At 70.9% G+C, this 14,458-nt stretch carries 14 protein-coding genes; 13 read left to right on the top strand and 1 reads right to left on the bottom strand.

The window, feature by feature from the left end; all coding sequences use genetic code 11:
- Positions 1 to 5 precede the first annotated feature (5 nt).
- The 3 genes from ACGF2V_RS04445 to ACGF2V_RS04455 all read left to right on the top strand — a co-directional run bounded on the left by ACGF2V_RS04445 (position 6) and on the right by ACGF2V_RS04455 (position 2,929).
- The gene (locus tag ACGF2V_RS04445; RefSeq protein WP_362617828.1) at positions 6 to 1,235 is read left to right on the top strand and encodes an ATP-binding protein; all 1,230 of its coding nucleotides are present in this window, start codon (positions 6 to 8) and stop codon (positions 1,233 to 1,235) included.
- Between the two features lie 404 nt (positions 1,236 to 1,639).
- Positions 1,640 to 1,936, top strand: coding sequence for a DUF4193 domain-containing protein (locus ACGF2V_RS04450; RefSeq protein ID WP_003965732.1), 297 nt, complete (start codon positions 1,640 to 1,642; stop codon positions 1,934 to 1,936).
- Between the two features lie 12 nt (positions 1,937 to 1,948).
- Entirely contained in the window at positions 1,949 to 2,929 is a 981-nt protein-coding gene (locus tag ACGF2V_RS04455; protein WP_362617824.1) for a hypothetical protein, read from the top strand.
- 85 nt (positions 2,930 to 3,014) lie between these two features.
- Here the strand turns inward: ACGF2V_RS04455 and ACGF2V_RS04460 are convergent, their stop codons facing one another.
- Positions 3,015 to 3,470, bottom strand: a complete 456-nt coding sequence (locus tag ACGF2V_RS04460; protein WP_362617820.1) for a DUF3093 domain-containing protein — start codon at positions 3,468 to 3,470, stop codon at positions 3,015 to 3,017.
- A gap of 57 nt (positions 3,471 to 3,527) precedes the next feature.
- Here ACGF2V_RS04460 and ACGF2V_RS04465 point away from each other — a divergent pair, with 57 nt between their 5' ends.
- The 10 genes from ACGF2V_RS04465 (at position 3,528) to ACGF2V_RS04510 (ending at position 14,317) form a co-directional block, all read left to right on the top strand.
- Positions 3,528 to 4,112, top strand: coding sequence for a PaaI family thioesterase (locus ACGF2V_RS04465; protein ID WP_362617816.1), 585 nt, complete (start codon positions 3,528 to 3,530; stop codon positions 4,110 to 4,112).
- A complete protein-coding gene (gene dut, locus ACGF2V_RS04470) occupies positions 4,112 to 4,645 on the top strand; it encodes a dUTP diphosphatase (protein ID WP_362617814.1) in 534 nt (177 codons plus the stop codon). Before ACGF2V_RS04465 ends, dut begins: the two co-directional genes overlap by 1 nt.
- Before the next feature lies 1 nt (position 4,646).
- Complete coding sequence (locus ACGF2V_RS04475; protein ID WP_362617812.1) at positions 4,647 to 5,417, top strand: DUF3710 domain-containing protein; 771 nt, start codon at positions 4,647 to 4,649, stop codon at positions 5,415 to 5,417.
- Positions 5,418 to 5,670: 253 nt separating this feature from the next.
- Entirely contained in the window at positions 5,671 to 5,799 is a 129-nt protein-coding gene (locus ACGF2V_RS04480) for a hypothetical protein (RefSeq protein WP_362617809.1), read from the top strand.
- Positions 5,796 to 5,885 (top strand): K(+)-transporting ATPase subunit F, encoded by a 90-nt coding sequence (gene kdpF / locus ACGF2V_RS04485; protein ID WP_362617804.1) that lies wholly within the window; start codon positions 5,796 to 5,798, stop codon positions 5,883 to 5,885. The genes ACGF2V_RS04480 and kdpF overlap by 4 nt, the downstream gene beginning before the upstream one ends.
- Positions 5,886 to 5,892: 7 nt before the next feature.
- Positions 5,893 to 7,557, top strand: coding sequence for a potassium-transporting ATPase subunit KdpA (gene kdpA / locus ACGF2V_RS04490; protein WP_362617800.1), 1,665 nt, complete (start codon positions 5,893 to 5,895; stop codon positions 7,555 to 7,557).
- Between the two features lie 26 nt (positions 7,558 to 7,583).
- Positions 7,584 to 9,680: a potassium-transporting ATPase subunit KdpB gene (gene kdpB, locus ACGF2V_RS04495; protein WP_392910865.1), complete on the top strand. Its 2,097-nt coding sequence runs from the start codon at positions 7,584 to 7,586 to the stop codon at positions 9,678 to 9,680.
- A gap of 93 nt (positions 9,681 to 9,773) precedes the next feature.
- The gene (locus ACGF2V_RS04500) at positions 9,774 to 10,442 is read left to right on the top strand and encodes a potassium-transporting ATPase subunit C (protein WP_362617793.1); all 669 of its coding nucleotides are present in this window, start codon (positions 9,774 to 9,776) and stop codon (positions 10,440 to 10,442) included.
- A gap of 540 nt (positions 10,443 to 10,982) precedes the next feature.
- The gene (locus tag ACGF2V_RS04505) at positions 10,983 to 13,526 is read left to right on the top strand and encodes a sensor histidine kinase KdpD (RefSeq protein WP_362705665.1); all 2,544 of its coding nucleotides are present in this window, start codon (positions 10,983 to 10,985) and stop codon (positions 13,524 to 13,526) included.
- Positions 13,527 to 13,624: 98 nt separating this feature from the next.
- Positions 13,625 to 14,317, top strand: coding sequence for a response regulator (locus ACGF2V_RS04510; protein WP_362617787.1), 693 nt, complete (start codon positions 13,625 to 13,627; stop codon positions 14,315 to 14,317).
- Positions 14,318 to 14,458 lie beyond the last annotated feature (141 nt).

The raw sequence follows: 14,458 nt of genomic DNA on the forward strand, positions 1-14,458 counted from the left end.
CGCCGATGCCCAGCGTCCCGGCACCCCCGACGGTGCCTCCGAAGCCCACGTGGGAGCCCAAACAGCCGGAGCCGCCCTACTGGCTGCGCCCGACCATCCGGATACGGCTCACGCTGCTCTACGGCGGCATGTTCCTGATCGCGGGCATCCTGCTGCTCTCGATCATCTACATGCTGGCCGCCCAGGCCCTGCACGTGGGCAGCGAGCTGCCCTTCAGGATCGTGAGCGGCCGGATCGTCAGCGACGTGTGCAACTTCGGCACGAACCCGACGCCGGAAGCCATCAACGCGGCGATGAATTCCTGCGTCAACCATCAGCGGCAGCAGGCGCTGGACACGCTGCTGAACCGGTCGCTGCTCGCCCTGGTCGGTCTCAGCGTGATCGCGTTCGCCTTCGGCTACGCCATGGCGGGCCGGGTGCTCTCCCCGCTGGGCCGGATCACCCGGACGGCCCGCCGGGTGGCCGGAACGGATCTGTCCCGCCGGATCGAGCTGGACAGTCCGGACGACGAGCTGAAGGAGCTCGCCGACACCTTCGACGAGATGCTCGACCGGCTGGAGCGCGCCTTCACGGCCCAGCAGCGGTTCGTCGGGAACGCGTCGCACGAGCTGCGTACGCCGCTCGCGATCAACCGCACGCTGCTGGAGGTGCACCTCTCCGACCCCCAGGCGCCGCCGGAGCTCAAACAGCTGGGGAAGACCCTGCTGGCCACCAACGAGCGCAGCGAGCTGCTGGTGGAGGGATTGCTGCTGCTCGCCCGCAGCGACAACCAGATCGTCGAGCGTAAGCCGGTCGACCTGGCCGAGGTCGCCTCGCGTGCCATCGACCAGACGCGCGCCGAGGCCGAGGAGCGGGGCGTGGAGATCCGCGGCGAGCGGTCCCCGGCCGTCATCCAGGGCAACGGCGTCCTGCTGGAACGGATCGCGCTGAACCTCGTGCAGAACGCCGTGCGCTACAACGTGCCGGAGCACGGCTGGGTGGAGGTCACCACCACGCTTCAGTCCGGCCATGCCGTGCTGGTGGTCTCGAACACGGGACCGGTGGTGCCCGCGTACGAGATCGACAACCTCTTCGAGCCCTTCAGGCGGCTGCGTACGGAGCGGACGGGCAGCGACAAGGGGGTCGGGCTCGGCCTGTCGATCGCGCGGTCCGTGGCACGCGCCCACGGCGGCCGTATCGTCGCGGAGCCCCGCGAGGGAGGAGGGCTCGTGATGCGTGTCTCCCTGCCCGTCTGAGCGTGCGGACACAGCGAACCGCACCCAAAGTATTTTGTTCGCTTTGGGTGGAATTTTCGGAGCCTGTGACCAAGATGATCATGTGTGATCGATCACAGAAACGAATTCCTATGCGTCAACGCTCCGTGACCGGTGGTCGCGCCCGAAACCCCGCAAAAGCCGGGGTTTTCGGGGCCTGACCTCACGGGAAGTACACGGGGTGGCGCCCGTGGAGCGCAACGCGAGGGCCGTGTACGGTCCCCATCGCCACCCAGGCCGGTCACTCCCGAGCGGCCCTTTTGGGTGTCGATTGAGTAACAGACCTTGATGTGAGGCAAAATCTCCGCCTCAGGTCGGGCACAAGTCCGGCCTCTCACGCGTTACGTGCGCTGAGACACCGCAGACACCCAGAGGGGGAGAGCGACATGGCAACCGATTACGACACTCCACGCAAGACCGACGACGACGTCGATCAGGACAGCCTCGAAGAGCTCAAGGCACGCCGCAGCGACAAGACGGCCTCCGCCGTCGACGTCGACGAGTTCGACGCCGCCGAGGGCCTGGAGCTGCCCGGCGCGGACCTGTCCAACGAGGAGCTGGCCGTCCGGGTCCTGCCGAAGCAGGCCGACGAGTTCACGTGCATGAGCTGCTTCCTCGTGCACCACAGGAGCCAACTGGCACGCGAGAAGAACGGCCAGCCGATCTGCCGCGACTGCGACTAGGCCGAGTCGGCCGTGACAGGCGACGAACCGTTCCGGAAGCGACGCTTGCGGCGCAAGAAGTCGTCGGAGGCGAACCAGGGCGGAACAGGCCCGGCGCAAGGCGTGACAACGCCTGCCGAGCGGTCCGCCCTGTCGTCCTCCCCGGGGGAGCGGTACCCCGAGCGAGGCCGGCCGGCCTCGCTCGAAGCGACCGCGGCATGCGAAGCGGTGACCGCGGACGTGGGACGTGAAGGAGCAGGCCCGGCCCATGGGGCCGGACAGCTCGACAGAACAGGGTCCCCGGCCGGAGGGGGCCGCCCGAGCTTGGTGAAACGGGGTGTGCGCAAGGGCGGGGAGGGCGCCAGGGCGGCGATCGGCCACATCGCCGACCTGATCATCGAGTCCGCTCCCCGCATCCCCGCGCGCGACCTCGCGACGCTGCGCAAGCAGTTCCCGGGCCTCGGGCCCGAGGACCTCGCCGACAAGCTCGTCGCGGGCGCGAGCAGGGCGAGCGCCACCGTCGGCGCCGGTATCGGCGCGGCGGCCATGTTGCCGGTGCCGCCCGCGATGCTCGCCGAACTCACGGCGGAGATCACCGGCGTGGCCGCGATCGAGCTGAAGCTCGTCGCGGAGCTGCACGAGGTCTACGGGCTGCGCCCGCCGGGCGGGCTCCCCCAGCGGTCCACCGCCTACCTCACGTCCTGGACGCAGGAGCGGGGCATCGACGTCTCCCGCCCCACGACCGTCGACGCCGCGCTGGGCGGACAGATGAAGCGCGAGCTGCGCCAGCAGATCGTGAAGCGCGCGGCGCGCGATCTGCCGAACCTGATCCCCTTCATGGTCGGCGCCGCCGTCGGCGCGCTGATGAACCGGCGCGACACCCGGAAGCTCGCCGAGAAGGTCAGGAAGGACCTGCGCGAGCGCCAGGTCCCCTGGGAGCGGCTGCCGGAGCTGCCGCCCCTGGAGCGGGCGCGCGGCTCCCACGGGGGGCCGTGGAAGGAACCGGAGAACTGATCCGCGCGGGCCCGGAGCCCGGCGGAACCCCGGACGGACCCCTGCGACGGCCGGCAGAGCCGGGTCAGGGGCCGGGAGCGCGGGGTCAGGAGCGGGCCGAGCCGAGGGCCGCGACCAGCGCCCGCGGCTCCCGGGTCGAGAGGTAGACGTACGGGGTCGGGTCCCGCGGGTCGGTGACCTCCACCCGGACCGCCGTCGGGATGTAGCTGCGCAGCAGCATGAACGCACGGGCGTCGGCCTTGTACGTGCGCCACGCGCGAGCCTCCTCGCCGTCCAGCACCTCGGCCTCGCCGAGCGCCGAGACCGGGATCCGCGCGTCCCCGGCCACCAGGGCACCCGACACCACACGGATCCTGGCCGAGCCGTACGAGCTCACCGCGATCGTGGACAGTGCGGTGCCGCCCACCAGACCGGCCAGCAGGGGAACGGTGCCGAGCGGAAGCAGCATCAGCGCGCAGGCGATGCCGATCAGGAAGGCGATGAGCCACCACGAGCGGGGCGCGGTGAGTCGTTCGTCGAAAGGCGGGGCGGAGGGCTGCATGCACCAAGCTTGGCACGGTGCGCCCCGGCATCGGCCGCGCGGGTAAGGTCTGCGCCTGTGAGTGGAACATCTGCGGCTCTGAATCCCCCGGCCGACGCGGTGGCACCGGTACGGCACCCCGAGGCCCCGGCCCCCGGCGAGCTCCTCGGCGCGCACTACGAACACTGTTTCGGCTGCGGTGGGGCGCAGCCGCATGGGCTGCATCTCCAGGCCCGGGCCGGCGAGGGCGTGAGCGTGACCGCCGAGTTCACCGTGCAGGCCGCCCACCAGGGCGCCCCGGGCCTGGCGCACGGAGGCATCCTGGCCACCGCGCTGGACGAGACGCTGGGCTCGCTGAACTGGCTGCTGCGGGTGATCGCGGTGACCGGGCGGCTGGAGACCGACTTCGTGTGCCCGGTGCCGGTGGACACCGTGCTGCACCTCGACGCCGAGGTCACCGCGGTGCACGGCCGGAAGATCTACTCGCGGGCGACCGGCCGGATAGGCGGCCCGGACGGACCGGTCGCGGTCCGCGCCGAGGCCCTGTTCATCGAGGTGAAGGTCGACCACTTCATCGAGAACGGCCGTCCGGCCGAGATCCGCGCCGCCATGGCCGACCCGGACCAGGTCCGGCGCGCCCGCGCGTTCGAGGTGAACCCCTGATGCGGCGGCCCGTGGACGTTCTGATCCGCCGCCTCGACCCGGAGGTGCCGATTCCGGCCTACGGGCACCCCGGTGACGCCGGGGTCGATCTGGTGACCACCGAGTCCGCCGAGCTCGCCCCGGGCGAGCGGGCGGTGCTGCCCACCGGGGTGTCGATCGCACTGCCCGACGGATACGCCGCGTTCGTGCACCCGCGCTCCGGTCTCGCCGCGCGCTGCGGAGTCGCCCTCGTGAATTCCCCGGGGACGGTCGATGCCGGGTACCGTGGAGAGATCAAGGTGATCGTCATCAATCTCGATCCCCGTGAGCCCGTGCGGTTCGAGCGTTTCGACCGGATTGCCCAGCTGGTCGTGCAGCAGGTCGAGAAGGTGCGCTTCCACGAGGTGGCCGAACTTCCCGGTTCGGCCCGCGGCGAGGGAGGCTTCGGATCCACCGGAGGACACGCCTGGGCCGGTGCCGATGGCGTCGGGGACGGGATCATCCAGGGCGGGAACAGCTACGCTTCGGTCGTACCCGACCGGGAAGGACAGTGACGTGTTCGGACGTCGCAAGAAGAGTGGTGCCGCCGAGGACGTGGCGGACGAAGCGCGCGAGGCCGAGCAGGTCGTCGACGAGCACGAGGGCGACGCCGCCGACGGCGGCTCGCGCCGGGTGAATCTCCCGCCGGCGCCGCGGCCGGACGGACCGTGGGACGTCACCGAGGTCTCCCGGCCCGGTGAGGGCCGGGTCGATCTGGGCGGCATGTTCGTGCCCGGTGTCGAGGGCATGGAACTGCGCGTCGAGGTGGCCGGTGATGCGATCGTCGCCGCGACCGTGGTGCTGCGCGACAGCGCCGTCCAGCTCCAGGCGTTCGCCGCCCCCAAGAAGGAGGGCATCTGGGGCGAGGTCCGCGAGGAGATCGCCACGGGCATCACCCAGCAGGGCGGGATCATCGACGAGGTCGAGGGCCCGCTGGGCTGGGAGCTGCGTGCCCAGGTCCCCGTACAGCTCCCGGACGGCACGAGCGGCGCGCAGCTGGTGCGCTTCGTCGGTGTCGACGGTCCGCGCTGGTTCCTGCGCGGAGTGATCTCCGGCCAGGGCGCCGTGCAGCCGGAGGCCGCCGGGCTGCTGGAGACGATCTTCCGGGACACCGTGGTCGTCCGAGGCGAGGGCCCGATGGCGCCCCGCGACCCGATCGTCCTCAAGCTTCCCGAGGATGCCCAGATGGTGCCCGAGGGCGTCCAGCAGGAGGACCAGGCGAGTTCCCGGTTCTCCGGCGGCATGGGCCAGCTCCAGCGCGGCCCGGAGATCACCGAGGTGCGCTGAGCGGACACGGCGACACGGGCAGCGACCCGTACGACCGAAGGCCGGTGGGCCGTACCCCTTGCGAAGGGGTACGGCCCACCGGCCTTTCGGCGCGTTCGGGAGGGACGCGTGGGGCGGGGCGAGGGCCGGGCTCAGGGGCTTACGAGCGGCGCGCGTAGGGGGCGCGTATGAGGCACGTATGTGCGCCGTCAAAGGCCGCCCGAACGCCGTAAGGGAGCCGTCAACGCACGTCGGAAAGGCCCCGATGTCGGGTTTGCTCAGGAGGTCAGAGAATCCGTACCTCATCCAGGAGCACACGATGGCTGATCTGGCCTTCGTCGTCACCACGATCGCGGTGTTCGCGCTGGTGGCCCTCGTCGCCAAGGGGGTGGCCAGGCTGTGACCGCCGAGAACGTCGTCGGCCTCGTCGTGGCCGTCGCCCTGCTGGGCTATCTCGTCCTCGCCCTTCTGCACCCGGAGAGGTTCTGAGCACGATATGAGCCCCGTCCTCGCCGGAGCGCTCCAGGTCCTCGCCCTCGTCGTGGCGCTGGGCCTGGTGTACCGCCCCCTGGGCGACTACATGGCCCGTGTCTACTCCTCCCGGAAACACCTCCGGGCCGAGAAGTGGATCTACAAGGCCATCGGCGCCGACCCGGACACCGAGATGCGCTGGCCCGCCTATCTGCGCGGTGTGCTCGCCTTCTCCGCGGTGGGTGTCCTCTTCCTGTACCTCCTCCAGCGGCTCCAGGGCGTCCTGCCCGGATCGCTCGGATTCGCCTCGATCGACCCCGACCAGGCATTCAACACCGCCGCGTCGTTCGTCGCGAACACCAACTGGCAGTCGTACGCGGGCGAACAGGCCATGGGCCACGTCGTCCAGACCGGCGGCCTCGCGGTCCAGAACTTCGTCTCGGCCGCCGTCGGCATCGCCGTCGCGATCGCCCTCGTACGGGGCTTCGCCAGGTCCCGCACCGGCGAGCTCGGCAACTTCTGGGCCGACCTGGTGCGCGGCACCGTGCGCGTCCTGCTGCCGATCTCCGTGGCCGGGGCGCTGGTGCTGGTCGCCTGCGGCGCCGTTCAGAACTTCTCCGGCGTCCACGAGGTCGGCCAGTTCATGGGCGGCTCGCAGCAGTGGCGCGGTGGCGCGGTGGCCTCGCAGGAGGTCATCAAGGAGCTGGGCACGAACGGCGGCGGCTACTTCAACGCCAACTCGGCCCACCCGTTCGAGAACCCCAACGGGCTGTCCAACCTGTTCGAGATCTTCCTCATCCTGGTCATCCCGTTCGCGCTGACCCGGACGTTCGGCCGGATGGTCGGCTCGCCGAAGCAGGGCTACGCGATCCTGGGCGCGATGGGTGCCATCTGGCTCGGCTTCACCGCCCTGATGATGTGGACCGAATTCACCCACCACGGGCCCGCGTTCGACCTCGCGGGCGGTGCGATGGAGGGCAAGGAGACCCGGTTCGGCATCGCCGGATCGTCGATCTTCGCCGTCACCACGACCCTCACGTCCACCGGCGCGGTGAACTCCTTCCACTCCTCGTACACCGGCTTCGGCGGCGGCATCACGCTGCTGGGCATGCAGCTCGGCGAGGTCGCGCCCGGCGGCGTCGGATCCGGCCTCTACGGCATGCTGATCATGGCGGTCATCGCGGTGTTCATCGCGGGGCTGATGGTCGGCCGCACACCGGAGTACCTCGGCAAGAAGATCGGTACCCGCGAGATCAAGCTCGCCGCCTGCTACATCCTGATCACGCCGACACTGGTGCTCTGCTTCACCGCCCTGGCGGTCGCTCTGCCCACGCCGCCCCACTCGATCCTGAACTCCGGCGCGCACGGGTTCTCCGAGGTGCTGTACGCGTACACCTCGGGCGCCAACAACAACGGGTCGGCGTTCGCCGGGCTGAACGCGGACACGCAGTGGTTCAACACGACGATCGGTCTCGCGATGCTGCTCGGCCGGTTCCTGCCGATGGTGTTCGTCCTCGCGCTCGCCGGCTCGCTCGCCGAGCAGCGGGCCGCACCGGCGACCGCGGGAACCCTCGCCACGCACAAGCCGCTCTTCAGCGGCCTGCTGGTCGGCACGGTCCTGATCGTCACCGCGCTGACCTACTTCCCGGCCCTGGCGCTGGGGCCGCTGGCCGAAGGGCTGGCGTCATGACCTCCCGCACGAAGCAAGAGGACCCGATGTCCCATGTCACTCCGGCCCGGGCACCGCACCGGGACACGCCCACGGGCCGCTCGGGCGAAGGACGCGTCGGCGGGGGACTGTTCGACCCCCGGCAGATGCTCACGTCCTTCCCGGACGCCGTACGCAAGCTCGACCCCCGGTCGATGGTCAAGTCCCCGGTGATGTTCGTGGTGCTGGTCGGCTCGGTGTTCACCACCGTGCTGGCCTGCCTGGACCCGGGCGACTGGTTCGGCTGGGCGATCACGGCCTGGCTCTGGCTGACCACGCTCTTCGCCAATCTGGCGGAGGCGGTCGCCGAGGGGCGCGGCAAGGCGCAGGCGGACACGCTGCGCAAGGCCAAGACCGACACCGTCGCCCGACGGGTCGTCGACGGCGCCGAGGAACGGGTGCCGGGCACGGACCTGCACATCGGCGACCTGGTCGTCTGCGAGGCGGGCGACATCATCCCCGGCGACGGAGACGTCGTCGAGGGCGTCGCGAGCGTCGACGAGTCCGCCATCACGGGCGAGTCCGCACCGGTGATCCGGGAGTCGGGCGGCGACCGCAGCGCCGTCACCGGAGGCACCAAGGTGCTCTCCGACCGCATCGTCATCAAGATCACCACCAAGCCCGGTGAGACTTTCATCGACCGGATGATCTCCCTCGTCGAGGGCGCCGCCCGGCAGAAGACGCCCAACGAGATCGCGCTGAACATCCTGCTCGCGTCCCTCACCATCGTCTTCCTGCTCGCCGTCGTCACCCTCCAGCCGTTCGCGGCCCACGCCGGCCGTGAGCAGTCGATGATCGTGCTGACCGCGCTGCTGGTCTGTCTCATCCCGACGACCATCGGCGCACTGCTCTCCGCGATCGGCATCGCCGGCATGGACCGGCTCGTGCAGCGCAACGTGCTCGCCATGTCGGGGCGTGCGGTCGAGGCCGCCGGGGATGTCTCGACCCTGCTGCTCGACAAGACCGGCACGATCACCCTGGGCAACCGGCAGGCGGCCGAGTTCGTCCCCGTCAAGGGCACGACGGCGGCCGAGCTGGCCGACGCCGCCCAGCTGTCCTCGCTGGCCGACGAGACGCCCGAGGGCCGCTCGATCGTCGTGCTCGCCAAGGAGAAGTACGGCCTGCGCGAGCGCCACCACGGCGAGCTGCGACACGCCACCTGGGTCGCGTTCACCGCCCAGACCCGCATGTCCGGCGTGGACATCGACGGGCGCACGGTCCGCAAGGGCGCGACCGGTTCCGTCGTCGCCTGGGTCGAGGCGCGCGGCGGCACCGTCTCCCCGGACGCGCGGGAGCTCACCGACAAGATCTCCGAGGCCGGCGGCACACCGCTGCTGGTGGCGCTGGAGGACGAGAAGGGCGCGCGCGTCCTGGGCGTCATCCACCTCAAGGACGTCGTCAAGGAGGGCATGCGGGAACGGTTCGACGAACTGCGCCGGATGGGCATCCGCACCGTCATGATCACCGGCGACAATCCGCTGACCGCCCGCGCCATCGCCGAGGAGGCGGGCGTCGACGACTTCCTCGCCGAGGCCACGCCCGAGGACAAGATGGCACTCATCAGGAGGGAGCAGTCCGGCGGCAAGCTCGTCGCGATGACGGGTGACGGCACGAACGACGCCCCGGCGCTGGCCCAGGCGGACGTGGGCGTGGCCATGAACACCGGCACCTCGGCCGCGAAGGAGGCCGGGAACATGGTGGACCTGGACTCCAACCCGACGAAGCTGATCGAGATCGTGGAGATCGGCAAGCAACTGCTCATCACCCGTGGCGCGCTGACGACGTTCTCCATCGCCAACGACGTCGCGAAGTACTTCGCGATCATCCCGGCGATGTTCGCGGCGGTCTACCCGGGCCTGGACAAGCTCAACATCATGCAGTTGTCCTCGCCGCAGTCCGCGATCCTCTCCGCGGTCGTCTTCAACGCGCTGATCATCGTCGCGCTGGTCCCGCTCGCTCTGCGGGGCGTGCGCTACCGGCCCGGCGGTGCCGACTCGATGCTCCGTCGCAACCTCGGGATCTACGGCCTCGGCGGCCTGGTCGCCCCGTTCCTCGGGATCAAGGCCATCGACATGATCATCTCCCTCGTCCCCGGGCTGCACTGAGCACCCGTCCGGGCTGGAGCGAGTCCTCCGTCCCCCGGGCCGGATCCCGCTCCACCCCGCCCCGACTCGAAATCAGGAATCGGCTGAGCTGCCATGAACCAATCCGTAGCGAACACCGCCCGGCTGCTCTGGGCCGGGCTGCGCGCCCTGCTGGTCCTCACCGTCGTCTGCGGCGTGCTCTACCCGCTCGCGGTGACGGGCGTCGCCCAGGGCGTCTTCCCCCATCAGGCCAACGGGTCCGAGATCACCGAGAACGGCAAGGTCGTCGGCTCCGAACTCATCGGCCAGAGCTATGACCTGCCGCTGAAGAAGGGGCAGACCACGGCGGCCCCCGACCTGCGATGGTTCCAGCCGCGCCCCTCCGCCGGCCTCGGCACCAACAGCGTCAACACTCAGTACGAGCTGCTCGTCTCCGGCGCGACCAACCTGGCCGGCGACAACAAGAAGCTCGTCGACCAGGTGAAGGCCGCCAAGGCCGCCGTCGTCAGGGACAACTCCGTCCCCGGCCACCCCGTCAGCCCCGCCGACGTGCCGCCCGACGCGGTCACCTCCTCGGGCTCCGGCCTCGACCCGGCCATCTCTCCGGAGTACGCCCGGCTCCAGGTGCGGCGCGTGGCCGAGCGGAACCACCTCGGAGTGGACCAGGTGGCCAGGCTCGTGGAGCAGCACACGGAGGGCAGAATCCTCGGCTTCGTCGGGGAACCGACGGTCGACGTCCTCCAGCTCAACATCTCCCTCCGGCAACTGGTGAACGGGCGCTGAGGGGGAGAGGGGGACCGCGTCGCCTCCTCCCCGACGACGCGGTCCCCGCCCCCGGGCGTGTCCGGCTGTACGCCACGGAGTGCGCGTACCCCCTCGTGCCGTGCGCGCGGGTGCCGCCGTCGCGGCCGGCGATGCGCTGCAGGGCAACTCCTTCGGGTCGTCATGCGCACGCCTTCGAGGACGGGGGCCGGGCCCGGTGGACCGGCGGACCGGCTGACCTCCGCAGACTGTCCGGCCGATGTCAGGAACGTGTCGAGAAGCCGTTGTCCGGAGATGTCGTCCAGGGACGAGGGCGTCGTCGGCGGTGTGCCGCGACAGGGGGCGCCGCCGGGTCGCGTGCGGCGCGCGAGGACACCGTCGGCCGTGCGCGGCGGGAGGGCGAGGGTGCCGTCGGCCGGGGACTTCCGGTCCCGGGCATCAGAATCCTGTCAATTCGGCCCGCACCCCCACCCCCCTGCCTCATTTGCCGGGAATCGGCGGGGTAGCTTCGAGGTGGCTGCCGCATCGGACGCAGCCGTGTTTCGAGAAGACAATGAGGCCATGGCACGGGGCAAACTTCGGATCTACCTGGGCGCGGCACCCGGCGTCGGCAAGACGTACGCGATGCTCTCCGAGGCACACCGTCGCGTGGAGCGGGGCACCGACTGCGTCGTCGCCTTCGTGGAGCACCACGACCGCCCGCGCACCGAGGTGATGCTGCACGGGCTGGAGCAGATCAGGCGCCGCGAGATCGAGTACCGCTCCGCCCTCTTCACGGAGATGGACGTCGACGCGGTCCTGGAGCGCGCCCCGGCCGTGGCCCTGGTGGACGAACTGGCGCACACCAACGTGCCGGGTTCCCGCAACGCCAAGCGCTGGCAGGACGTCGAGGAACTCCTGAAGGCCGGCATGGACGTGATCTCCACCGTCAACATCCAGCACCTGGAGTCGCTCGGTGACGTCGTCGAGTCGATAACGGGGGTACGGCAGCGCGAGACCGTCCCCGACGAGGTCGTCCGCAGGGCCGACCAGATCGAACTCGTCGACATGTCACCCCAGGCCCTGCGCCGCCGGATGGCCCACGGGAACATCTACAAGCCGGACCGGATCGACGCGTCCCTGTCCAACTACTTCCGCCCCGGCAACCTGACCGCGCTGCGCGAGCTGGCCCTCCTCTGGGTCGCCGACCGGGTCGACGAATACCTCCAGCAGTACCGCGGTGAGCACAACATCCGCACCACCTGGCAGGCCCGTGAACGCATCGTCGTCGGACTCACCGGCGGCCCCGAGGGCCGTACGCTCATCCGCCGCGCCGCCCGGATGGCGGCCAAGGGCTCCGGCAGCGAGATCCTCGCCGTCTACATCGCACGCAGCGACGGACTGGCCTTCGCCTCGCCCAAGGAACTCACCGTCCAGCGCACCCTCGTCGAAGACCTCGGCGGCACGTTCCACCACGTCATCGGCGACGACATCCCGTCGGCGCTGCTCGAATTCGCCCGCGGGGTGAACGCCACGCAGATCGTTCTGGGCTCCAGCCGTCGCAAGGCATGGCAGTACATCTACGGACCGGGTGTGGGCGCCACCGTCGCCCGCGAGTCCGGCCCCGACCTCGACGTCCACATCGTCACCCACGAGGAGGTCGCCAAGGGGCGCGGGCTGCCCATCGCCCGCGGCGCCCGGCTGGGCCGGGTCCGGAGCATCTGGGGCTGGCTGGTCGGTGTGGGCGGCCCGGCCCTGCTCACGCTGCTCCTGAGCGGGCTGGGCAACGGCCCCGGGCTCGCCAACGACGTCCTGCTGTTCCTCTTCATGACGGTGCTCGCGGCCCTGCTCGGCGGGCTGCTGCCCGCCCTCGCGTCGGCGGCCGTCGGCTCGCTGCTGCTGAACTACTGGTTCACGCCGCCCACCCGCACCCTGACCGTGCAGGACCCGGAGAACTTCGTCGCCATCGTGATCTTCTTCGCGGTCGCGGTCTCGGTCGCCTCGGTCGTCGATCTGGCGGCCCGCCGCACCCATCAGGCGGCCAGGCTGCGCGCCGAGTCGGAGATCCTCTCCTTCCTCGCCGGAAGTGTGCTGCGCGGAGAGACGAGCCTGGACGCCCTCCTGGACCGGGTACGCGAGACGTTCGGCATGGAGTCCGTCGCGCTGCTGGAGCGGCGCAGCGACGTCGACCCGTGGACCTGCGCCGGGAGCGTCGGACCGGGGCCGGTGGCCCGGCCGGAGGACGCCGACGTGGACATGCCCGTCGGCGACCACATGGCGCTCGCGCTCTCCGGCCGGGTGCTGCCCGCCGAGGACCGCCGGGTGCTCGGCGCGTTCGCCGCCCAGGCCGCCGTCGTACTGGAACGGCAGCGCCTGGTCGGCGAGGCGGAGGAGGCCCGGCGGCTCGCCGAGGGCAACCGGATCAGGACGGCGCTGCTCGCCGCCGTCAGCCACGATCTGCGCACCCCGCTCGCGGCCATCAAGGCCGCGGTCAGCTCGCTGCGTTCCGACGACGTCGCCTGGTCCGACGAGGACGAGGCCGAACTGCTGGAGAGTATCGAGAACGGCGCCGACCGGCTCGACCACCTCGTCGGCAACCTCCTCGACATGTCACGGCTGCAGACGGGCACCGTCACCCCGCTGATCCGCGAGATCGACCTCGACGAGGTGGTCCCGATGGCGCTCGGAGGTGTTCCCGAGGGCAGTGTGGACCTGGACATCCCGGAGACGCTGCCGATGGTCGACGTCGATCCCGGGCTGCTGGAACGGTCCGTCGCCAACATCGTCGAGAACGCCGTCAAGTACAGCCCGGACGGGCAACGCGTCACCGTGGCAGCCAGCGCGCTCGGCGAGCGCGTCGAGCTGCGGGTGGCCGACCGCGGCCCCGGTGTCCCCGACGACGCCAAGGACCGTATCTTCGAGCCGTTCCAGCGGTACGGCGACGCCCCGCGCGGCGCCGGCGTCGGACTGGGGCTGGCCGTCGCCCGCGGGTTCGTCGAGTCCATGGGCGGCACCCTGGGCGCCGAGGACACCCCCGGCGGCGGTCTCACCATGGTCCTGACCCTGAAGGCGGCACCGGGACACGTCCCGGCCGATCCTGGCCTCTCCGCGCGGGCCGCCCCGTGACCGCGCGGGCCACCCCGATCTCCCCGCGGTCCCGTGAGACCGCCGCCCCGGAGACCGCCGCACAGGCGATCGCCCTACAGCAGAAAGGCAGGGCCCCCATGACCCGGGTGCTCGTGGTCGACGACGAGCCGCAGATCGTACGCGCCCTCGTGATCAACCTGAAGGCGCGCAAGTACGAGGTGGACGCCGCGCCCGACGGCGCCACCGCGCTCCAGCTCGCCGCGGCCCGCCACCCCGACGTCGTCGTCCTCGACCTCGGCCTGCCCGACATGGACGGCGTCGAGGTGATCAAGGGACTGCGCGGCTGGACCCGGGTGCCGATCCTGGTGCTCTCCGCCCGTCACACCTCCGACGAGAAGGTCGAGGCGCTGGACGCGGGCGCCGACGACTACGTGACCAAGCCGTTCGGCATGGACGAGCTGCTGGCCCGGCTGCGCGCCGCCGTGCGCCGTGCCGAACCGGTCGGCGGGCAGGGCTCCGGCGACGTCGTGGTGGTCGAGACCGAGGAGTTCACCGTCGACCTGGCGGCGAAGAAGGTCCAGCGCGCGGGCCGCGACGTGCGGCTCACCCCCACGGAGTGGCACCTCCTGGAGGTCCTGGTCCGCAACAGCGGCCGGCTGGTCAGCCAGAAGCAACTGCTCCAGGAGGTCTGGGGGCCCTCGTACGGAACCGAGACCAACTACCTGCGGGTCTACATGGCGCAGTTGCGGCGCAAGCTGGAGGCCGACCCCTCGCACCCCCGGCACTTCGTCACCGAACCGGGTATGGGCTACCGCTTCGAACGCGGCTGAAGGCTTCCGTCGGCGGCTGAGGGCTCGTCGAACGCGGCTGAGACCCGGCGTGCACGGTCGGCATGCACCACGCCGGCGAGCCCGCCGGGTGCCCGTGGGCGGCAACCATGTCGGCAATCCGTTCGAGTAGGACCGGACATC

Source organism: Streptomyces sp. NPDC047982 (assembly GCF_043204165.1).
In the GTDB taxonomy this organism is placed as follows: Bacteria; Actinomycetota; Actinomycetes; order Streptomycetales; family Streptomycetaceae; genus Streptomyces.